Here is a 21,020-nt window from a genome sequence, read left to right on the forward strand (position 1 = left end):
TACTGGTTGCTCGCTCGTCGAATCAAAGTCACGTCGACGCTTTTCTACGTTTCCGGTACGTCTACGTTTCCGGTATGTTCATCATGATAACAGCAATTCTTTCCCTGACCGACTCCATCGAGTATGGTCAGGAAGATCGGCAAGTCAGAGGGGCCGGAACCGGCGGTGTGTCGCCTATCGGCCAGGAGTGTCCATCAGCTAGTATCGGCTGGTATCCGATATGGGCCGTGGCCCTGCGCCACCTGCCAAAGGAGGTAATCGTGCGTGCGCGACGTGACTTCGCATGGCCAAAACTGCTGACCGCGGACGGACGCGGCATCGCCTTCGGCGGCGACTACAATCCCGACCAATGGCCGGAGGACGTCTGGGATGACGACATCCGCCTGATGGGCCAGGCCGGCGTCAACACCGTGGCCCTTGCCATCTTCAGCTGGGATCGCCTCCAGCCCACCGAAGACCATTGGAATTTCGACTGGCTCGATCGCATCATCGACAAGCTCGGCCAGGCCGGCATCGCGGTCGATCTGGCATCCGCGACGGCGACCGCGCCCCTGTGGCTCTACGAGAACCATCCCGAGGTTCTTCCGCGAGACAAGTACGGTCACCCGGTCAACGCCGGTTCGCGCCAATCCTGGAGCCCGACCAGCCCGGTGTTCAAGGAATACGCGCTAACCCTATGCCGCAAACTCGCCGAACGCTACGGCACCAACCCGTATGTGACGGCATGGCATATGGGCAACGAATACGGGTGGAACAACCGCGACGACTACTCCGACAATGCGCTCGAAGCCTTCCGCGCATGGTGCCGCCGCAAGTACGGCACCATCGACGCGCTCAACCAAGCGTGGGGCACCACGTTCTGGGGACAGGAGATGACCGGTTTCGACGAAGTCCTCATCCCACGGTTCATGGGCGCCGACTCGATGGTCAATCCCGGTCAGAAGCTTGATTTTGAACGGTTCGGCAACGACATGCTGCTTGACTTCTATAAGGCCGAACGTGACGCGATCGCCGAAATCTGCCCCGACAAGCCGTTCACCACGAACTTCATGATCTCCACCGACCAATGCTGCATGGACTACGCCGCTTGGGCGGAGGAAGTGAATTTCGTGTCGAACGACCACTACTTCCACGAAGGCGAGTCCCACCTCGACGAGCTGGCCTGTTCCGACGCGCTCGTGGATTCGCTGGCGCTCGGCAAACCATGGTACGTCATGGAACATTCCACTTCGGCGGTGCAGTGGAAACCTCTGAACACCCGCAAACGCAACGGGGAAACGGTGCGCGACTCCCTGGCCCACGTGGCCATGGGCGCCGACGCCATCAACTTCTTCCAATGGCGCGCATCCGCGTTCGGCGCCGAAGCGTTCCATTCCGCCATGGTTCCGCACGCCGGCGAGAACACGAAACTGTTCCGTCAGGTATGCGAACTGGGCGCGACGTTGCAAGCGCTCGCCGATGCCGGTGTCCAAGGAAGCGAATTGGCGCATGCGGACACGGCGATCCTTTTCAGCGCCGAATCGGAGTGGGCCACCCGCTCCGAGACGTTGCCGAGCATGAAACTCAACCATTGGCATGACGTGCGTGACTGGTACCGCGCGTTCCTGAACGCGGGTGCCCGCGCCGACATCGTGCCGCTTGCCTACGATTGGAGTTCATACAAGACCATCGTCCTGCCGACCGTGCTGATGCTGAGCGACGCCGATACGCGACGGCTGGCCGGTTTCGTACAGGACGGAGGCCGCGTGGTGGTCGGTTACGCGACCGGCCTGCTCGACGAGCGCTTCCACACGTGGCTCGGCGGATACCCCGGTGCGGGCGATGGACTGCTGCGCTCGATGCTGGGCGTTCGTGGCGAGGAATTCAACATTCTCGGTACCGAGACGGAAGACGAGCCGAGCGAGATTCGGCTGGCATCCACCGGGGATTCGCCCACGATGGACGGTGCCGTGACCCGCCTGTGGCAGAACGACGTGACCGTCGCCGGACCGCATGTGCAGGTGCTTGCCGCGTATGCCGGCGAAGAAGCGAATGAGTGGGAGCTTGACGGCACGGCCGCGATCACCCGCAACACGTACGGCGAAGGGGAGGCGTATTTCCTCGGCTGCGATCTGGGCGTGAGCGATCTGACGCGATTCGTGGGAGGCTGGCTTGCCGCGCGACCACAGGATGGCCGGCAGCCGGAAGCCAACCTGCGGTCGCCCGCCAGCGGCGTGACCTCTGACGTTCTGCACACCGTGCGTCAATCCGACGACGCCATATTCGACTTCTATCTGACACGTGGCAAATCGGATGTCGAACTGCGCGACATCGCCGGGGAGCCGATCGTCCTGTTCCGGGCGGAACGGGGCAGTGACGGCGGCGCGTATACGGTGCATCGCAATGGCGTTCTCGTGATGAAACGCCCGAACCCGTCGGTGTAGTCAGTTGCGGCGAAACAGGAGGGCTGCAGGACGGTGCCGACGTACATGGTTGCCCGGATTCTCCCTTTGCCGCTGCGCTGCATGCCTCAGCAGATGTTCCACGGCCGCATCAACGGAAAGCGAGTTGTCGGACTCCAGCTTGAATGGTTTGCTGGTGAAGAACTCCTGTGGAATCTACAGCGCTTCCATAAGCTGCTCGAATTCCGGGGTGGGCTCGGCCTCGAAGGGATCGAGGAGTATGGCTTCCCGGCGTTCGGGGGCGGTCAGGGTCAGGTGGGTCCAGTCGGCGGAGAACTGGGCTCCGACGTTCAGGGCCGCGTCCACGAACCGGCCACGCAGGGCGGCACGGGTGTCGGTCGGCGGGTTGTGCACGGCGTATTCCACGTCGTCTCCTGTCAGCAGCTCACGCATTTGGTTGCGGGAAGTCAGCGAACCGTACAGGCGGCCATTGGCGATGTCGTGGTAGTCAAGCTCAAGCTGTTCCATCTGGGCGAAGGTGACGTCCGGGCGACGGCGTTTGAGCGCATCGAACAGACGCTTCTTGGCGGCCCAGTCCACGCGGTCGGCGAGCGCATCGTATGCACCACGCTCCAGCGCGTCCAGAACGCGGCTCCACTCCCCCATAATCGTGACGATCGTGGTGGCCGGCAGCGAACTTGCCAGCGCATCGCCATGGGTTTCGATGAAGGCCTTGACCGCCGCATAATACCGGCGCTGCAGACCCAGTGCGGACACGGATTCGCCTGATTCGAGCGTCAGTTCGGCGTGCGGGTCGTCGAGGAATCGGCTGACGGTGCGATTGGCCGCAGCCGGGTCGGCGAAGGCGCAGTGTTCAAAACCGGACGGGGTGCCGAGGCGGAAGGCATCTTCGATCGCGCACAGCACAAGGTGCGTGACGGCGAGCTTCATCCATGTGGACCATTGCGAACGGTTCGAGTCGCCGATGATCACATGCAGCCGGCGGAAGGAGTCGGGGTCGGCGTGCGGTTCGTCGCGCGTGTTGACCATCGGGCGGGAGCGGGTGGTGGCCGAGGAGACGGCCTCGTCCAGGAAGTCCGCACGCTGGGTGATCTGGAAGCCATCCGGTGTCATGCGGCCGGCACCGGTGTACAGCTGGCGGGTGATAAGGAACGGCAGCAGCTGGTGTTCGATGGTCTCCAACGGCACAAAGCGGCGGACCAGGTAGTTTTCGTGGCAGCCGAAGGCGTGGCCGGCGGAGTCGACGTTGTTTTTGAACACGTGGATCGTGGCGTGTTCGCTGTAGGATTCGCGCAGCTTGCGCTGGGCCTTCAGGGCCAGATTGCGCATCACATGTTCGCCGGCAAGATCCTGCCCCAAGGCCTCGCGCGGGTCACGGGCCTCGGCGGTGGCGTATTCGGGATGGGATCCGACGTCCAGATACAGACGTGAGCCATTGGCCAGATACGTGTTGGTGGAGCGGGAACGGGAGACGATGGGCTGGAACATGGTCATCGCCACCTGGCCGGCGTCCACGGGGCGTTCGGCACCGGTGACGGCCACGCCGTATTCGGTTTCGACGCCGAAAATACGGCAGAACCCGTCCATCTCGGCGGATGGTACGGGTTCCGTGGCGTGCAGGGAGCGGGTGCCGCTGTCACGCAGTTGGGGCATCACTCGCCGCCTTTTTGCACGAAGCTGTTGACGTATTCCTCGGCGTTGGTTTCCAAGGTGGATTCGATGTCGTCGAGGATGTCGTCCAACACGTCGGCCTGGTCGGTGGACTCGGTTTGGGTGGCGGCCTGCGTGGTGGCGAGGGCGTCGTCTTCCTGGGTCACGGCCTGCTGTGCTTGAGGTTGTTCGAATTGTTGTGGCATGTTGTCTTCTTTTTGGGCTGTCAAACTCCCCTCAGTCAGCCTTCGGCCGACGGCTCCCCTCACCCGAGGGGAGCCGGAGGAGTCAAAAAAATTATCGCTGGTTGATGGAGTCGGGCCACGGATACTGCTGCAGGTAATGCTGCAGTTCGCGGATGATGAGTCCGTTGGAGGCCACTACATCGTTATCGTGACGCCAGTGGATACGTTCGCCGTCCCAACGGCTCAGCGTACCCTGCGCCTCCCAAACCACCACGGTGCCGGCGGCGATGGCGGGGATATCCCACACGTGCAGCATCGGCTCGAAGTAGGCGTCATAGGTGCCGTCGGCCACTTTGCACAGGTCGAGCGAGGCGGGGCCCACACGCTTGATGTCGGCCGGGCGTCCGGCGAGCGAGGAGGCCACGTCGAGCGCGCGCTGCGATTCGTCGGGCAGGAAGGACATGCCGTAGCTCAGCACGGAACCGTCCAGCGAGGAGGTCATCGACGGCACGACCTTGTCGCGCTTCTCACCGACCGCGGTTTTGTGGATGCGCACGGCACCCGCTCCCTTGGCGGCCAGGTAGGTCAGGCCGAGGGCCGGGGCATGCACGATGCCGATGATCGGCTTGGGCTCATTGTCCGGGCCGAATTCGAACAGGGCGGCGGTTACCGTCCATTCGCTCATGCGGCGTATGTAGTTGATCACACCGTCGATCTTGCCGATGTACCAGTAACGCTGGCCGGGGCGGCTTTCGGCGGGTCGGGTGGTCCAGAAGCCGTCGAAGTGGGCGATGTCGGCGATTCTGGCGCTCATAAAGCGCATAATCTTGCTGTCGACTTCGAGCTTATAGCGGGGACCACGATCCGCGTTCTCGGTGCTCGACTGGGCGAGGTTACGCGGATTGAGCTGGTCGTGGAGGGCATGCTGGCCGGCTTCTTCGAGAAGGCCGGCGACTTTGAGCGCAAGGTTGCGCAGGTCCTGTGGGGTCTCTTCGCGTGTTTCTTCCATAGCTATCAAGTCTATCGTTCGGCGTTGATGGCCAGCGACTTCAGCAGATCGATGGCGTGTTCGGCTAAATTGAGTTCGGTTTCGCAGTGCGCCTTGGTGAAGGCGAGCGGATCGGAGATGTCGAGGGAGAACAGGTGATGGTCGGTAGCGGCCATATGGCCGGCATTGCCGTAGAATTCGACAGCCTCGCCCTCGTCTGCGGCGCGCGGGTCGCGAACAGTGAGTCGGGACCAGCTGGCGGCGGCCACCTCATCGCCGAATCGTGCAACGAGTTTCGCCCTGAGCCAGGCGCGGGTGTCTGCCGGCGGTTCGGTGGCGGCGCGTGCGATGTCGGCGGCGCTCACCACCCGTTCGGTGCGGGGTTCGAGTTTGGTGAAGATGCTGTCCGCGGGGTCGAGCGCCGCCCATTTCAGTTCAATGACCTTCAGTCGCGGATCATTCCATCCGTTAGCCACGCTGGGCACAGCTGCCGCGGTGATTTTGCGGCGCAGTTTTTCGAGCAGCTGCCATTTGAGCAGCCATTCGATGCGGCTGGCCTCGCCGGTCATGGCCAGGCGTTCGTCATCGTCGGCGGCATGGCGGATGGAGGCGCAGTCGATGAGCGCCTGCTGCCACATCGCCATGATGGATGTGGTGGATTTGTCCGGCCAGGCGGGCTCGCCGGCGGTGTCGGTGCCTTCGACCAGTGCGGCGACCTGGTAGACGGCTTGGCGCAGTTTGAGCTGGATAAGCCATGCGTTGGTTTCGCCGCCGTTGGCCAGCGGCAGGCTTGCGCCCAGCGTCAGGTCATGGGAGACGGTGTGCATGGCTTCGACCGGGTCGGCCAGTTCGAGCTCGTCGAGGAAGACGTTCAGATCGAATCCGGCTTCGTCCGCGTGTTCGAGCAGCCACAGCAGCATGCTCGTGGTGCCGAGTTTCAGGGCCTGCGGTACCTCCATGCGGTTAGCGTCGCCAACGATGACGTGCAGGCGGCGGTATGCGTCGGTGGAGTGGGATTCGTCGCGCGTGTTGATGATCGGGCGTTCGAAGGTGGTTTGCAGACCGACTTTGGCATGGATGTAGTCGGCGCGCTGGCTGAGCTGGTAGCCCGGGATCTCGCTGTTCTCGCCGATTCCCACGCGGCCGGAGCCGGCGTAGATCTGGCGGGTGACGAAGTGGAGGGTCATCAGGCGCGTGACCAAATCGAATGGCACTGAGCGGGCCATCATATAGTTCTCGTGCGTGCCCCAACAGGAGCCCTTGCCGTCCACATTGTTGCGATGCAGGGCGACGGGGGTGCCGGTCTGTGTGCGGGCGCGTTCGGTGGCGGCCTGCATGATGAGGTCCCCGGCGTGGTCATAGCGGACCGCTTCGAACGGGTCGGTGGTTTCCGGTGCCGAGTATTCGGGGTGGGCGTGGTCCACGTAGACGCGGCCGCCATTGGGGGCGATCACGTTGGTGATGTTGAGTTGTGGGGCGTCGGTGAGCATGTCCGGGCGGGCGGCGGCGCGTTCGAGGCGAGTGCCGCGCGCGTCGTTGACCGGGTCCTCCTGCCGGTAGTCCCAGCGGATGGATTTGCTGTGGCTGTCCGCGGCGCCGTTCACCACGTCGAAGGACAGTTGCACCGGATTGTAGCGATCCGGGGTGTTCAGGGATACCGCGTATTCGGTTTCGGTGCCCATCACTCGTTTGACGGTCATGTAGCGCTCCTTGAGCTTGAGCTATTCGGCGGTGCGGATGCGGCGGATCGGGTCCATGCCGTTGATGCGCGACCATTGTTCGGGGTCCACGTCGGCCATGGAATCGCGGGTCTCGCGGTATTCGTCTTCCACGGCGGCGGCGAGCAGCGGCACGGTGAGCGCCACGTCCGAGCCGGTTTCGATGGATTCCTTGACCGCTCGGGTCTTGGCCCGGTCCACGATGTTCTTGAGCATCGCGCCGGAGACCACGTCGGCCAGGAAGAGCGCATGCCACTGGCCGTTCTCCTCCTGCACGTCGCATAGATGGCGGCGTTCGGAGGTTCCGTAGATGTCATGCACCAGCACGGCGGACAAGGCGTGCGCGTCGACGCCATTTTCCAGAGGCAGGTCGTCGGTGAGGTAATGGTCCACGATGGCGATGGCCTGATTGGTTTTGGGCCGGCCGACGCGAATCTTGACGTCGAGACGCCCCGGTCGCAGCACAGCCGGATCGATCATGTCCACGCGGTTGGAGGCACCGATCACCATCACATTGTCGAGTGATTCCACGCCGTCAAGTTCGGAGAGGAACTGGGGCACGATCGTGGTCTCCACGTCGGAGGAGACGCCGGAGCCGCGGGTGCGCAGCAGCGAATCCATTTCGTCGATGAAAACGACCACCGGATTGCCATCCGCGGCGCGTTCGCGGGCGCGCTGGAAGATCAGGCGAATCAGCCGTTCGGATTCGCCGACGTATTTGTTGAGCAGTTCCGGGCCCTTGACGGACAGGAACACGCCTTTAACGCGGGTTTCGGCCGGGCTGATCGAGCCGTCGCCATTCGAATCGTAACCACCCTCGCACAGGGCGTTCGCCACGGCCTTGGCGATCATCGTCTTGCCGTTGCCGGGCGGGCCGTACAGCAGCACGCCCTTCGGCGGCTTCAGATCGTAGCGCTCAAACAGCGCACGATGCCGGAACGGCAGTTGGACGGCGTCCCTGATACGACCAATCTCACTATCCAAGCCGCCGATGTCGGCGAACGTGACGTCCGGGGTCTCCTCCAGCACCAGATCCTTGTCGCCCTCGGCGGGCAGCGCTTCGATGGCGAGGCGGACGGACGGATCGACGATGATGCGGTCGCCCTGATTGATGTCCGCATACGCGAGCGCGCCGGAACGGCGGATGAGCACGGGATTGCCGGAGGCGTCGGTAACGATCAGTCGACCATCGTCAAGTACCTGCTTGACACTGCGAATCTGGCCCACGGTGTCAGCGTCGCGCTGCTCGACCAGCACGAGCTTCTCGTTGAGCATCACGGTGGCCCCGGCGGTCAGACGGGCGGCGTTGACGTTGGATGCCACGGGCACCACCATGCGGCGGGTGCCGGAAATGACTTCGGCCGACGCGTGCTGGATGCCGTCTGCGTCGGTGCGGGTGGAATCGACCTTGACCATGGTGGCGAAGGTGAGCGGCGGCTGAGCGAGCTGGGCGAGCCGTGACTTCGCCTTGGTCAGTTCCTTGCCGGCACGGTTCAATGCTTCGGCGAGCGCATGGTTCTTGGCCATCAGGCGATCGTTCAGCGCGGCGAGATCTTCGGTGTCGCTCATGCGGGTTCTTCGCTTCCCTTCTATCCGGGATTTTCGGCAACTTATGGCAGTCGGCAGACCCTATTCGTTGCCGTCGGCGGATTTCCTGTTACGTATCACAGTACGCACTTTTCGCACCACGAACCATACGATGACCACAATCACGGCCGCGATGACCACGTCCTCGAACACGCCGAGCGCGCCCTGAATCGAGCACCACTGGTCGCCGAGTAGATAACCGGCGGAAACGAGGATGGTGTTCCACACGGCCGAGCCGAGCAGGGTCCAGCCGGTGAAGTGCAGGAAGTTCATGCGGTTGAACCCGGCGGGAATCGAAATCAGCGAGCGTACCACGGGAATCACACGGCCGATGAGCACCGACCATGTGCCGTATTTGGTGAACCAGTCGTTGGCTTTGCTCACGTCTTTGCGGCTGACGCCGGGGATTCTGTCTGCCGCGAGATTGATGCGATGCAGGCCCACCCAGCGGGAGATGCCGTACAAGGTCCAGGCACCCAGTACGGAGCCGATGGTGGCCCAGATGATTGCGCCCGGCAGACTCAAGGTGCCGCGTGCGGCGGTGAAGCCGGCGAGCGGAAGAATGACTTCGGACGGGATGGGCGGGAAGATGGATTCGAGGGCGATGGCCAAGGCCACGCCGATACCGCCGATGGTTTCCATCAGCATGATCAGCCAGTCGGTGATGGTGCCGATCAGGCCGGGTTCGGTGGTGGTGCAGATGGGCGTAGGGTCGGTCGCAAGAATGGTGGCGGCTGCCATGGAAAAACTCATAGAGGGCATTGTCCCAAGGTTTTCCCAGAATCAGGAGCATGACGCAAGAAGATGTGCATTTTATTGACAAGTCCGCCGAGAGCGAAGTTGGGAGCCCGGCTGGTTCTGCGGTTTTTGTGCCGACGCTGAGCGAGCCCGGCCTGCTGGTTATGGATGTGGACTCCACGCTCATTGACGAAGAGGTTATCGACGAGTTGGGCGTGGTGGCTGGCTGCGGTGAGGAGATTGCCGGAGTGACCGCACGCGCCATGCGCGGCGAACTGGAGTTCTGCGACGCCTTGCGTGCTCGTGTGGCGCTGCTGAAGGAGCTGCCGGTTTCCGCGTTCGATACGGTGCATGACAAGCTGCATTTCACCAAGGGTGCGCTGGAGCTTATCGACACGCTGCATGAACACGGTTGGAAGGTCGGCGTGGTGTCCGGCGGCTTCCATGAAGTGGTCGATATGCTGGCGGCCGAGGGCCATATCGACTATTGGATCGCCAACCGGCTTGAGGTTGCCGATGGGTGCTTGACCGGCAAGGTGCTCGGCGAAATCGTGAGCAAGACCGTGAAGTTGCACGTCTTGCAGACATGGGCGGACCGTTTGGGTATTCCGATGAGCCAGACCGTGGCTGTGGGCGATGGCGCCAACGATATTCCGATGATTCAGGCCGCCGGCCTGGGTCTCGCGTTCTGTGCCAAGCCAAAGACCCAGCTCGCCGCCGACAAAGCCATCAACGACCGCGACCTAACCCACGTACTCGATTACCTGCGCCGGTAAAATTTTACCGACCTCGGCTCCGGCACTTATAGTTGAGCCATGACTACTTCAGGCGCAGAACAGTTGACGCTTGCGGGGCTGGCTCCCCGCAAGCGGCGTAAACGTGCGCCTGCGGAGCATACGCCGGCCGAGCAGCATCCCATAGCGCAAGTCGTGCTGGATGTGCAGGCGCTCCACCTCGGTCAGACATTCGATTACTTCATTGATGAAAAAGACAGCGAGGCCGCACAACCGGGTGTGCTGGTGCGCGTGCGGTTTGGCGGTCAGAGGGTCAGCGGCGTGATCTGGGCACGCACCGATACCAGCGATACGCCGCGCTCTTCGATTCGCTATATCGAGCGAGTGCTAAGCCCCGATGTACTGGTTCCCGCTTCGATGCGTGAGGATATCAGTCTGGTTGCCAAAGCCTATGGCGGCACACGGGCCAATATTCTGCGTTTCGCCGTGCCACCGCGCGTGGCCAAGGTAGAGACCGAGCAGCGGTTGGCCGCATCGTTCCGTCGGCCGGTCGGCGGCTCATTGCCGGATAATACGCAGGGTGGTTTTGCCGGGCGTGGCACCAATCCCGATGGGACCAAACCTGCTGGCTCTACCTTTGCCGTTGCCAGTACCGTTTCGGAGGGAGCTGCGCAGGGGTATCGTCGTCTGACCGCCAATTACGCCGATGTCAATGTGCTTCATGACGCGCTTACCGGTCAACGTTTCCAATCTTTTGTGTTTGATTCGTTGCCCGGTGCACAGGAGTGGCAACGAAACATGGCATGGATGGTGGCCACTGCGTTGAGTGCCGGTAAGGCTGCCGTAGTTGAATTGCCCACCATGCGCGAGGTCGAAGACCTGATGCCTATGCTACGCAATTATGGACTCAAACCGTTCGCCCCGGCACCCGCCGGCGGCTGGGTGGGCGACGTCGCCGTGCTCAATGCGGAGACCATGCCTGCGGCCGACCGGTATCGCACGTATCTGGCCGTGGCGTTGGGCCAGGTGAAGGTGGTGATCGGCACCCGCGCGGTGATGTATGCGCCGGTTGCAGGCCCGGCACTGTTCGCCATTCTGGAGGATGCCGCCTATCAGAACATGGACGGTATGATGCCATATCCACAGGCCCGTGGCGTGATGCGGCTGCGCGCCAAGTCCCATGGCGGCGTGTTCGTGGCCATGGCCAATGCGCGCACCCCGCAAAGCCAGTGGGAAAACACCGGCCCGGATACGGTGGAGACCCCGGTGAGCGGCTATTCCACCGCGATTCACCCGCTCGCCTCGCCGCTGAAGAATGCGACGCCTTGGGTACGTTGGCTCAATCGCGATGAGCTTGCGCGTCTTGCCGACCCGTCCATCGGCGCACGTGTGCCGCATACAGCTGTCCGCGTGCTTTCCAAAGCGCTGGAGAGCGGCCCGGTGCTGTTGTCCATTCCGCAAGACAATGTCAGCGAGACCTTGAGCTGTGCGAAATGCCATCGTCAGGTGCGCTGCGCCAAGTGTTCCGGACCATTGCAACTGCCGGCCGACCGCCGGGACTCCACACCGCGATGCCGCTGGTGCGGGGCTGCCGCCATCAACTGGAAGTGTCCGGGCTGTGGGCATGAACGTATGCGCGTGGTGCGGGTGGGGGCTGCCGGCACTGCGGCGGAGCTGGCCGGATTGTTCCGTGGCGTGCCAGTAGTTTTGTCCAGCAAGACGCAGGGTCTGGTGCGCGATGTGGCTTGCCAGCCGATGATTGTCATCGCCACTCCCGGTTTCGAACCGCGCGTGCGTCCGGTCAGTGCCGCGCAGGGAACATCCGGTCATGAGTATCGCGCAGTGGCCGTGCTCGACGCTTGGACCAGCCTGTATGCGTTGGGCGTGGATGCTCGGTTGGATACGTTGACCGCGTGGATGCGTGCGGTGTCGTTGTGCGCGCCGCGTTCCCGTGGCGGCCAGGCGTTGATTCTCGGCGAAACCGACCCGGCCATCGCCCAATCGCTGATGCTCTGGGATTCGAGGATTCTTGCAGCCAAGGATCTTGAGGAGCGTGTGGAGACCGGTATGCCGCCGGCCGTGGCCGCCGCCTGCGTGTGGGGCCGCCGTGATGCGGTGATGACGCTGATGCAGCGTATCGGCGCCCTGGGCGGCGATTGGACGGCCTGCGGCGAGCTGCCCGGCATGTTGGGCCCGGTGCCGATCGCGCAACCGGACACGGTCGACGCCCGGGAGCTCGAAGCCACGGCCGACCGGGTGAAGGCAGTAATCCGTGTGCCGCAGAGTCGGCGAGCCGAGCTGGCGGCCCGACTGCACCGGGAAACCGCTCGTCATGTGGCGTCTCGCGAACCCGGCGAGCTTCGCTTCCGAGTAGATCCCAAAGACCTGATCTAATCGTCTTCAACACGTGAAACGATAATTACAGAACGAACATCGCTATAAGGAGGACACCATGAAGGGCTGGCCTGGAGAGCCGGATATGGATTACGACGTGCTGGTCGCGGACGGCGAGGCCGCCGAGAACGCCGGCAAGCCGATCACCGACGTGATCTTCGATTTCGGCAACGTGCTGATTTACTGGGATCCGGCCGCCGTACTCATCCCCCGCTACAGCCAGAAGACCATCGACGAATTCCTCGACAACGACATCTCCGGCTTCTACGATGCCAACGACCTGATGGACGGCGGCACCAGCACCGACGAGGCCATCGCCATCATGCGCCGTGACAAGGGCGATAAGTGGGCGGACATCCTCGACTACTACATCAAGAACTTCCGCGACTCCCTGACCGGCATCGTGCCGGGCGCGCGCGTGCTGGTCAATGACCTGAAGGCCGCCGGCATCGGCGTGTGGGGCCTGAGCAACTGGGAATCCAGCCTGTTCCACGTGGCCGAGGAACAGTGCGATATTCTGCAGCAGCTTGATGGCAAGCTCGTCTCCGGTTTTGTCAAGCTGCGCAAGCCGCACAAGGAAATCTACGAGGCCGCGTTGAACCAGTTCGGCATCAATGCCGATGGCGCGTTGTTCATCGACGACAAGGCCATGAACATCGTCGGCTCGAATGCGGCCGGCATCCGTGGCGTACGTTTCCAGGATCCGGTCAAGCTGCGTGAACTGCTCATCGCCAATGGCGTGAACATTCCGGCCGTGCAGTGAGCATCGACATTTCAAGGAGGACCATGCTCAAACTCGTATTCGCCGGCACCCCCGACGTGGCGGTGCCCTCGCTCAAGGCCTTTGCCACCGACCCACGCTTCGACGTGGTCGGCGTCATCACCCGCCCCGACGCGCCTACCGGTCGCGGCCGCAAACTCACGCCCAGCCCGGTCAAGGCGAAGGCTCTGGAACTCGGGCTGCCCGTCATCGATCTCAAACCCCGCTCCCCCGAATTCATGGAGGCGTTGAACGACCTGCATGCGGATATCGCCGCTGTCATCGCCTATGGCAATATCCTGCCTAAGAACGTACTCGACGCAGTACCCATGGGCTGGTACAACCTGCATTTCTCCAACCTGCCAAAGTGGCGTGGCGCCGCTCCCGCCCAGCGTGCGATTTGGGCAGGCGACCCGACCACCGGCGCCGACGTGTTCAAGGTCGGCGAGGGCTTGGACGATGGCCCGATCGTCGCTTCCCTGACCATCGAACTGACCGGCCGTGAGACCTCCGGCGAACTGCTTGACCGTCTGGCCGAAGAAGGCGCACCCATGTATGTGGATGCTCTGGCCGCCGTCGGCGAAGGCACCGCCACATTCACCGCGCAGCCGGCCGAATGCCTGGAATATGCGCACAAGATCACGGTGGAGGACGCCCGCATCAGTTGGACGGACGAGGCCGGAGCCATCGACCGCCAGATTCGCGCCTGCACGCCACATCCTGGGGCATGGACCGAACTGTTTGCGGAGGGGCCAATCGCCGATAATGACGGGTCAACCGCTAAATCCCTCACCCTGCATATCCTCGCCGCGCAACCGGCCGACCAGTCCAATCCCAACACTCCGGCCGATCTCAAGCCCGGCGAGCTGAAGGTGGGCAAGAAGAACGTGTGGGTTGGTACCGGCAGCACGCCGCTGGAACTCATCCAAGTCAAGGCGCAGGGCAAGAAGGCCATGCGCGCCGCCGACTGGGCCCGAGGCGCACGCCTCTCCCCCGCCGCCTGCGTGCGATAACAAGCAATATCGCTCCCGTCATCGGAAGCACAGCAAAAAGCCCGGCATCTTCGCGAGGAAGATACCGGGCTTTTCAGCTATACAATCGGCGATCAGTCGAGACCGGAGAGCTTGTTGATCAGCTCCGGGTCACGCGTCGCACCCTTGTCGGCCGAGCGGGCGAAGGCGGCGTACGCCTTCAGCGCTTGGGAGACGTGGCGGTTGCGGTGAGCCACGTAGCCGTCGCCGGCCTCGAGTTCACGGCGACGCTCGTCCAACTGCTCGTCAGTCAGTTCGACGTTCACGGAACGGGCTTCGATATCGATATCGATGATGTCGCCGTTCCTGATGAGCGCCACCGGGCCCTTATTGGCAGCCTCAGGCGCCATGTGGCCGATGGCCAGACCGGAGGAACCGCCGGAGTAGCGACCGTCGGTGAGCATGGCGACCTGCTTGCCGATGCCCTTGCCCTTGACGAAGGAGGTCGGGTACAGCATTTCCTGCATGCCCGGGCCACCCTTCGGGCCTTCGTAACGAATCACAAGCGCCATGCCGGGCTTCAGGGTATCGTTCAGAATGACCTCGATGGCCTGCTCCTGGGAGTCGACCACCAGAGCCGGTCCACGGAACTTCCAGATCTCCGGCGGAACACCGGCGGTCTTGACCACGCAGCCGTCGGGGGCCAGGTTGCCGCGCAGCACGGCGAGGCCGCCTTCATGGATTTCGGGATGATCGATGTCGTGGATGGCGCCGTTGGTACGGTCGCGGTCGAGCGAGTCGAACAGGGTGGTGTGCGTCCACGGCTCCGGGGAGATGATGTGGCCAGGAGCGGCCTTGTACATCTGCTGGGCTTCCTCGGTGCAGGTCGGGCGCATGATGTCCCAATCGGCCAGCTTGGCTTCCAGCGTCGGGTAGTCGATGGAGTGCACGTTGGTGTGCAGCTTGCCGGCGCGGTCGAGCTCGCCGAGGATGCCGGTGATGCCGCCGGCGCGGTGCACGTCGGAAATCTCCCACTTGCCGGACGGCGAGGCCTTGCAGATGCACGGCACGGTGTGGGAAATGCGCTCGATGTCGTCCAGGGTGAAGTCCACGTCGGCGGACTGGGCCATGGCGAGGATGTGCAGCACGGTGTTGGTGGAACCGCCCATGGCCACATCCATGGTCATGGCGTTCTCGAAGGCTTCCTTGGTGGCGATGGAGCGTGGCAGCACGGAATCGTCGGAATCGTCGTAGTACTGGTGCGCGATCTTGACGACCTGCTTGGCGGCACGCTCGAACAGGTCCTTGCGGTAGGAGTGGGAGGCGAGGATGGTGCCGTTGCCGGGCAGGGCCAGGCCGATGGCCTCGGTCAGGCAGTTCATCGAGTTGGCGGTGAACATGCCGGCGCAGGAGCCGCAGGTCGGGCAGACGGTCTTCTCATAGTTGAGCAGTTCCTCATCGGAGACGCTGTCGTCGGCGGTGGCGTACATCACGTCGATAAGGTCGGTGCTCTTGACTGTGCCGTCGGCGAGCACCGTGGTGCCGGCCTCCATCGGGCCACCGGAGACGAACACGGTCGGAATGTTGAGGCGCAGGGCTGCCATCAGCATGCCCGGCACGACCTTGTCGCAGTTCGGGATGCAGATCAGGGCGTCGGCGCAGTGCGCGTTGCACTGGTATTCGACGGTGTCGGCGATGATGTCGCGGGAAGGCAGGGAGTAGAGCATGCCAGTGTGGCCCATGGCGATGCCGTCGTCCACGGCCATCGTGTTGAACTCGCGCGGAATGCCGCCGGCTTCCTTGATAGCCTCGGAAACGATGCGGCCGACCTTGTTGAGGTGGACGTGGCCGGGCAGGAACTCATCGAACGAGTTGGCGATGGCGATGATGGGCTTCTTGCCCATGTCGTCTCCGCTGACGCCCGCAGCACGGTAGAGGGCTCGGGCGCCTGCAAAGACGCGCCCTGACATAATTTTTGCAGATCGCATTTCAGTCATGGCTCTATTCAAGCCTTTGCGAGGGACACGCCGCTTGTCAAGAGTCGAATAATGGAATTGGCAAAAACGTAACGTTTCTTACACATATTTTTTGGAATACATTCCTCTGGCGAGAGTCCGGTATAGGGCTGACAGAAGTCCCCCCAAACGGCTACACTTGCTTCGGCTGAGATAGATTTTCCAATGTTTGGAGATAAGAACAATGGCTTTTGGTACTGACCCGACACCCGACGGTCTTGCGAACCCGCCGATCGACGACCTGATGAAGCACGCCGATTCCAAGTACGCGCTGGCCATTTTCGCCGCCAAGCGCGCACGCCAGATCAACTCCTACTTCACGCAGCTCAACGAGGGCCTGCTGCAGAACGTCGGCCCGCTGGTCGAATACCAGAACAACGAGAAGCCTCTGTCCATCGCCTTCCGCGAGATCGACGAGGGTCTGCTTGAGGAGACCTTGGGCGAGGACGACGCCAACGAGGGCAACTGATCGATTCCGACAATTCGTTTGGATTGTTTGGACAGTTCGTCGCCGAATGATGGTTTGAGAGTTCTCTCACAACTGATTTTGAGCGACACGCTTGCCTGAGTTATCGCAATCAGCTATAACTCATCATCAGGAGCGAACAAGACGTAAGGCTCGAGCCACCGCGCTGGTTGGCACGGGCCTTTATTTATGCCCGCTTCCGCAGTGACAAGTAAAAATTGACACCGTATCATTGTGCCTCGCATCCCGCGGGGCGATAAGTCCTGAAGAAAGGGATGATATGACAGAAGAACATCGGCTTATCTCCGCCGAATCCGTGACCGAAGGCCACCCTGACAAGGTCTGCGATCAAATCTCCGACGCCATTCTTGATGATCTGCTGGTCCAGGATCCGTCCAGCCATGTGGCCGTGGAGACCTCCGCCGCCACCGGCGTGTTCCTGGTCTTCGGCGAAGTCACGTCCAAGGGGTACTGCGACGTGCAGTCCAAGGTCCGCGAAACCCTGCGCAACATCGGCTATACCTCTTCCGAAGTCGGCCTTGACGCCGATTCCTGCGGCGTGGTCGTGGCCATCACCGAGCAGAGCGCCGAAATCAACCAGGGCGTTGCCCGTCTGACTGGCGATCAGGAGACCGCCGCCAGCCGCGAAGAACGTTACGAAGCACAGGGTGCCGGCGATCAGGGCGTGATGTTCGGCTACGCCACCGACGAGACCCCGACGCTGATGCCGCTTCCGATCTACTTGGCACATCGCCTCGCCTTCCGTCTGACCGAGGTGCGCAAGTCCGGTGAAGTGCCGCACCTGCGCCCGGACGGCAAGACCCAGGTAACCATTGAGTATGACGATAACGATAAGCCCGTTCGTCTGGACACCGTGCTGATCTCCACCCAGCATGATCCTGAGGTTACGCAGGATTGGCTTGCTGTTGAGCTGAAGAAGCATGTGATTGACCCGGTGCTTGATGAGGTGCTGGGTTCCAAGGTGCCGCATGACAACTACCGCCAGCTGGTCAACCCGACCGGTTCGTTCATCCTGGGCGGCCCGGCGGCCGACGCCGGTCTGACCGGCCGCAAGATCATCGTCGACACCTACGGTGGCGCTGCCCACCACGGCGGTGGCGCGTTCTCCGGCAAGGACCCGTCCAAGGTCGATCGTTCCGCCGCGTACGCCACCCGTTGGGTTGCGAAGAACATCGTGGCTGCCGGCCTGGCCCACAAAGTCGAGATCCAAATCGCCTACGCTATTGGTGTTGCCGACCCGGTATCCGTCAACGTAGAGACCTTCGGCACCGAGCAAGGCGTGACGCGCGGCCAGATCGCCGCCGCCGTACGCAAGGTCTTCGACCTGCGCCCCGCCGCCATCATCGACGAGCTCGACCTGAAGCGCCCGATCTACTTGAAGACCGCCGCGTATGGCCACTTCGGACGGACCGACGTCGAGTTCCCGTGGGAAAAGACCGACAAGGTCGAGGAGCTCAAGGCCGCGATTGCTGCGGAGTGAGGTGTTCTAATTAGGGCAGAGAGACCATGAGAATAGTGGGCTTTCCGTGCAATCCACTATGACGAGCCGCTCCTCGTGTTCGCCGCCTCGAAGGTGAGGCGCGAGCGCTGATTCCTCTCGAGCCGACGCATCGACGCGGCCCGAGATGGACCAAAATCCAGAATAACCGACATTCGCCGCTGTTCCGTTTTTCGCCCAAGGCGTATCTCTCCCCGTATCTTGAGGTGCATCATGTATTGTCGCGGCTAACTAACCGGCGAAACGCGGCATGTTTCGCATTTTGGGCGAAAAGCCCAAGGCCCACAGGAGGTATTGATGACGTTCGTTGCACGGTCGGTGCGCTATGTGCTCAGAAAACGAGTGCGAACCATAGTGCTCCTTATAGTATTGACCATCATAACGGCGAGCATGCTATCCACGATCGCGGTTTCTCGGGCAGCTCAACAGGCCGCCGGACGAATCGAGAAGGAAGCGGTCGGCGGGTTCGTGCTGGCCAGCAACCTGCAGGGCAGCATGCTCACGCCTCGCGGAGGTGGCATGGTGCGTCCCGCCGACGTGCGCAGGATCGCCCAACTGCCCGGGGTCGATTCGTATATGGTCCGTCAGAACGCCACCGCCGATCTCGTGGGGGCGAATGTGGCGAAGGTCCCCGGCGGCGATGATTACGATGCGACCAAGGAGCAGCAGTTCGGCAACGCCGCCAACGTCATAGGCACGAATGATTCGTCGAAACTCAACGTGTTCACGTCGCGCACGCTCGGCATGGCCGAAGGACGGCATCTGAAGGCCTCCGACAAGTACACGTCGATGATCCATGAGGATCTCGCCAAAGCCAACGGGCTCAAAGTCGGAGACACGCTCACGCTCAAGGCCAACGCCTACGACGCCGACAACGAATCACATTCGACGGCGACCGTCAAGACCACCATCGTGGGCATATTCAAGGGCGACAGCGCCAGAAAGGTATCCAGCCGAGCGGAACTCACCGCCAACACCATCTACACCGATCTGGATACCACACGCGATCTGTACCAGTACAAGGACGGCAAGGAAATATACCAGGACGCCACCTTCGTGCTGTCCAAGGGCGTTGACGTGGAGAAGACCATGGACGCCGCGAAGAAACTCCCGGTGGATTGGAACAACTATCAGATCACGCGCAACGACCAGTATTCGTCGAGCATGCTGCATGCCGCCCGCGGCGTGCGCTCCATGATGCGCGGCGCCCTGATCGGCGTTACCGTCTCGGCCGTGCTCGTGCTCAGTCTCATGCTGCTGCTGTGGATGAACGACCGACGTCAGGAGATGGGCATACTGGTGTCCCTTGGCGTCGGCAAGCCCTCCCTGGTCGCCCAATACCTCGCCGAGATGATGCTGATCGGTCTGCCGTCCCTCGTCCTCGGCTGGCTGTGCGCGCAGGGAATGGCCCAATGGCTCGGCACCACGGCGCTCCATTCCGTGAACGCCTCCGCTGCGAAGGAGCTGAGCAGCATGGGGCAGGTCGGCGGCGATCTTGAATCCAGCATGTCGGTGCGCACCCTGGATTCGCTCACGGTGTCGGTCGATGGGACCGCCATGCTGTACGTGGCGCTCGGCCTGCTGGCGGTGATGCTGGTGTGCGTCGCGGTGGCGTGCATGCCGATGCTGCGTAAATCGCCGCGAGACCTGTCGGAGATTCGATGATGAGCATGAATGTGTGGAAGCGTGCCACGTTGGCGATCGTACGCAAGCCGGTACGCAGCGGCATCATCGGTCTGCTGATGCTGATGGTCTTCACGAGCCTGGTGGCGCAGGTCGGAGTCTCGACGGCCCTGCGTACCATGTCCGACAGCATCGGCGCGGGCATGGGCATAGGGTTTACCGTCAGCGCCGGCGAGAATCCCATCAGCGCCGAGGAAGCGAGCCGGTTCTCGCATATCCCCGGTGTGACGAAGACCGCCTATGCGACGAAGACCTTGGCGCAGGTGGATGGCGCGCGCCCGGTCATGCCCCGGCAGGGCCCCCGGCTGGACTCCGATCTGGCCATGCAGGTCAGCGTGCTGGGCACCACCGATTCCTCATTGTCCGAGGAATTCCAGAGCGGCCTGTACCGCCTGGAGCAGGGCCGCCATATCTCGGGCGACGGCGACAACGTGCTGGTCCACCGCGACTTCGCGTTGCAGAACGGCCTATCGGTCGGCTCGACATTCCGTCTCCGGCAGGAGGGGCGCAACGCCACGGTGCGTGTGGCCGGGATCTTCTCCGGCAACGTGCAGGCCCAAAGCCCCCTGCCCTCGGACACTTCCGAGAACCTCATCTATTCGGGCAGGCGAGTGACCTCCGCTCTGACCGGCAACGACCGGATCGGCATGATCCGATGCCTGTCGGATAATCCGCAGGACCTGTCCGCGGCGGTCAGTCAGGCCAAGACCATGGCCGGTGGCAAGTATGACGTCACCGACGATTCGGCCCGGCTCTCCGGCGTCCTGCAATCCGTGCAGACGGTGCGTGATCTGGTGCGCATGGTGCTGCTGTCCGTCTGCCTCGCGGACGTACTGGTGCTGGCGATGGCGCTGGTCTTCTGGATTCGCTCACGCATCCATGAGATAGGCACGCTTCTGGCCCTCGGCATCGACAAGATGCGGATAGTCGCACAACTCGCCATCGAAACCGGACTCATGGCGGCGGTCGCCGCCCTGTGTTCGCTGGGCACCGGCGCCATGCTGTCGGGATACGTGTCTTCCCGACTGTTGCGCGATTCGGGCGTCGCGCCGTTGGAATCGTTGCACGTGGAGGCCTTGCCGCCTGAGCAGACGGTGCTCATCCTGCTGCTCGGATGCGCGGTCATCGCCGTGGCCCTTGCCGTGTCATGCGCCGCCGTGCTGTCCAAATCCCCGAAATCCATTCTTTCCTCTATGCGTTAGGAGTCACC

The 21,020-nt window shown here is 62.6% G+C and carries 16 protein-coding genes and 1 riboswitch; of the genes, 9 read left to right on the plus strand and 7 right to left on the minus strand.

Features of this window, described 5'->3' with window-relative positions:
- Positions 1 to 260: 260 nt before the first annotated feature.
- Positions 261 to 2,423: a beta-galactosidase gene (locus tag BLIJ_RS10970; protein ID WP_012578388.1), complete on the plus strand. Its 2,163-nt coding sequence runs from the start codon at positions 261 to 263 to the stop codon at positions 2,421 to 2,423.
- A gap of 174 nt (positions 2,424 to 2,597) precedes the next feature.
- On the opposite strand, the gene pafA is transcribed toward BLIJ_RS10970, so the two are convergent.
- The 6 genes from pafA to BLIJ_RS11000 form a co-directional block, all read right to left on the minus strand.
- Positions 2,598 to 4,055: a Pup--protein ligase gene (gene pafA, locus BLIJ_RS10975; RefSeq protein ID WP_012578389.1), complete on the minus strand. Its 1,458-nt coding sequence runs from the start codon at positions 4,053 to 4,055 to the stop codon at positions 2,598 to 2,600.
- Positions 4,055 to 4,258: a ubiquitin-like protein Pup gene (locus tag BLIJ_RS10980; protein ID WP_012578390.1), complete on the minus strand. Its 204-nt coding sequence runs from the start codon at positions 4,256 to 4,258 to the stop codon at positions 4,055 to 4,057. Before BLIJ_RS10980 ends, pafA begins: the two co-directional genes overlap by 1 nt.
- A gap of 91 nt (positions 4,259 to 4,349) precedes the next feature.
- Entirely contained in the window at positions 4,350 to 5,246 is an 897-nt protein-coding gene (locus BLIJ_RS10985; protein WP_012578391.1) for an inositol monophosphatase family protein, read from the minus strand.
- Positions 5,247 to 5,257: 11 nt separating this feature from the next.
- A complete protein-coding gene (gene dop / locus BLIJ_RS10990) occupies positions 5,258 to 6,925 on the minus strand; it encodes a depupylase/deamidase Dop (protein ID WP_012578392.1) in 1,668 nt (555 codons plus the stop codon).
- Between the two features lie 21 nt (positions 6,926 to 6,946).
- Positions 6,947 to 8,512, minus strand: coding sequence for a proteasome ATPase (gene arc, locus BLIJ_RS10995; RefSeq protein WP_012578393.1), 1,566 nt, complete (start codon positions 8,510 to 8,512; stop codon positions 6,947 to 6,949).
- Positions 8,513 to 8,572: 60 nt separating this feature from the next.
- Entirely contained in the window at positions 8,573 to 9,271 is a 699-nt protein-coding gene (locus tag BLIJ_RS11000; protein ID WP_014485138.1) for a DedA family protein, read from the minus strand.
- Positions 9,272 to 9,321: 50 nt separating this feature from the next.
- Between BLIJ_RS11000 and serB the strand changes: the two genes are divergently transcribed.
- The 4 genes from serB to fmt are packed head-to-tail and all read left to right on the plus strand — an operon-like array spanning position 9,322 to position 14,169.
- Entirely contained in the window at positions 9,322 to 10,044 is a 723-nt protein-coding gene (gene serB / locus BLIJ_RS11005) for a phosphoserine phosphatase SerB (RefSeq protein ID WP_012578395.1), read from the plus strand.
- Between the two features lie 39 nt (positions 10,045 to 10,083).
- The gene (locus BLIJ_RS11010; RefSeq protein WP_012578396.1) at positions 10,084 to 12,396 is read left to right on the plus strand and encodes a primosomal protein N'; all 2,313 of its coding nucleotides are present in this window, start codon (positions 10,084 to 10,086) and stop codon (positions 12,394 to 12,396) included.
- Positions 12,397 to 12,454: 58 nt separating this feature from the next.
- Positions 12,455 to 13,159 (plus strand): HAD family hydrolase, encoded by a 705-nt coding sequence (locus tag BLIJ_RS11015; RefSeq protein ID WP_012578397.1) that lies wholly within the window; start codon positions 12,455 to 12,457, stop codon positions 13,157 to 13,159.
- A 23-nt stretch (positions 13,160 to 13,182) separates the two neighbouring features.
- Positions 13,183 to 14,169: a methionyl-tRNA formyltransferase gene (fmt, locus tag BLIJ_RS11020; protein WP_012578398.1), complete on the plus strand. Its 987-nt coding sequence runs from the start codon at positions 13,183 to 13,185 to the stop codon at positions 14,167 to 14,169.
- A gap of 92 nt (positions 14,170 to 14,261) precedes the next feature.
- On the opposite strand, the gene ilvD is transcribed toward fmt, so the two are convergent.
- Positions 14,262 to 16,124, minus strand: a complete 1,863-nt coding sequence (ilvD, locus tag BLIJ_RS11025; RefSeq protein ID WP_012578399.1) for a dihydroxy-acid dehydratase — start codon at positions 16,122 to 16,124, stop codon at positions 14,262 to 14,264.
- A gap of 202 nt (positions 16,125 to 16,326) precedes the next feature.
- Here ilvD and rpoZ point away from each other — a divergent pair, with 202 nt between their 5' ends.
- The 4 genes from rpoZ (at position 16,327) to BLIJ_RS11045 (ending at position 21,012) form a co-directional block, all read left to right on the plus strand.
- A complete protein-coding gene (rpoZ, locus tag BLIJ_RS11030; protein WP_012578400.1) occupies positions 16,327 to 16,611 on the plus strand; it encodes a DNA-directed RNA polymerase subunit omega in 285 nt (94 codons plus the stop codon).
- A gap of 222 nt (positions 16,612 to 16,833) precedes the next feature.
- A riboswitch (SAM riboswitch) is annotated at positions 16,834 to 16,893 on the plus strand.
- A complete protein-coding gene (gene metK / locus BLIJ_RS11035) occupies positions 16,889 to 18,109 on the plus strand; it encodes a methionine adenosyltransferase (RefSeq protein WP_012578401.1) in 1,221 nt (406 codons plus the stop codon). Its footprint overlaps the riboswitch before it by 5 nt.
- A gap of 315 nt (positions 18,110 to 18,424) precedes the next feature.
- Positions 18,425 to 19,792 (plus strand): ABC transporter permease, encoded by a 1,368-nt coding sequence (locus BLIJ_RS11040; protein ID WP_012578402.1) that lies wholly within the window; start codon positions 18,425 to 18,427, stop codon positions 19,790 to 19,792.
- Positions 19,789 to 21,012, plus strand: a complete 1,224-nt coding sequence (locus BLIJ_RS11045) for an ABC transporter permease (protein ID WP_012578403.1) — start codon at positions 19,789 to 19,791, stop codon at positions 21,010 to 21,012. The genes BLIJ_RS11040 and BLIJ_RS11045 overlap by 4 nt, the downstream gene beginning before the upstream one ends.
- Positions 21,013 to 21,020: the final 8 nt, after the last annotated feature.

The organism is Bifidobacterium longum subsp. infantis ATCC 15697 = JCM 1222 = DSM 20088 (assembly GCF_000269965.1).
GTDB lineage: Bacteria > Actinomycetota > Actinomycetes > Actinomycetales > Bifidobacteriaceae > Bifidobacterium > Bifidobacterium infantis.

Bases quoted from the DNA above. Each gene is read 5' to 3' on its own strand.
- pafA (WP_012578389.1), bottom strand. From the start codon at position 4,055: ATGCCCCAACTGCGTGACAGCGGCACCCGCTCCCTGCACGCCACGGAA.
- BLIJ_RS10980 (WP_012578390.1), bottom strand. From the start codon at position 4,258: ATGCCACAACAATTCGAACAACCTCAAGCACAGCAGGCCGTGACCCAG.
- BLIJ_RS10985 (WP_012578391.1), bottom strand. From the start codon at position 5,246: ATGGAAGAAACACGCGAAGAGACCCCACAGGACCTGCGCAACCTTGCG.
- dop (WP_012578392.1), bottom strand. From the start codon at position 6,925: ATGACCGTCAAACGAGTGATGGGCACCGAAACCGAATACGCGGTATCC.
- arc (WP_012578393.1), bottom strand. From the start codon at position 8,512: ATGAGCGACACCGAAGATCTCGCCGCGCTGAACGATCGCCTGATGGCC.
- BLIJ_RS11000 (WP_014485138.1), bottom strand. From the start codon at position 9,271: ATGGCAGCCGCCACCATTCTTGCGACCGACCCTACGCCCATCTGCACC.
- serB (WP_012578395.1), top strand. From the start codon at position 9,322: ATGACGCAAGAAGATGTGCATTTTATTGACAAGTCCGCCGAGAGCGAA.
- BLIJ_RS11010 (WP_012578396.1), top strand. From the start codon at position 10,084: ATGACTACTTCAGGCGCAGAACAGTTGACGCTTGCGGGGCTGGCTCCC.
- BLIJ_RS11015 (WP_012578397.1), top strand. From the start codon at position 12,455: ATGAAGGGCTGGCCTGGAGAGCCGGATATGGATTACGACGTGCTGGTC.
- fmt (WP_012578398.1), top strand. From the start codon at position 13,183: ATGCTCAAACTCGTATTCGCCGGCACCCCCGACGTGGCGGTGCCCTCG.
- ilvD (WP_012578399.1), bottom strand. From the start codon at position 16,124: ATGACTGAAATGCGATCTGCAAAAATTATGTCAGGGCGCGTCTTTGCA.
- rpoZ (WP_012578400.1), top strand. From the start codon at position 16,327: ATGGCTTTTGGTACTGACCCGACACCCGACGGTCTTGCGAACCCGCCG.
- metK (WP_012578401.1), top strand. From the start codon at position 16,889: ATGACAGAAGAACATCGGCTTATCTCCGCCGAATCCGTGACCGAAGGC.
- BLIJ_RS11040 (WP_012578402.1), top strand. From the start codon at position 18,425: ATGACGTTCGTTGCACGGTCGGTGCGCTATGTGCTCAGAAAACGAGTG.
- BLIJ_RS11045 (WP_012578403.1), top strand. From the start codon at position 19,789: ATGATGAGCATGAATGTGTGGAAGCGTGCCACGTTGGCGATCGTACGC.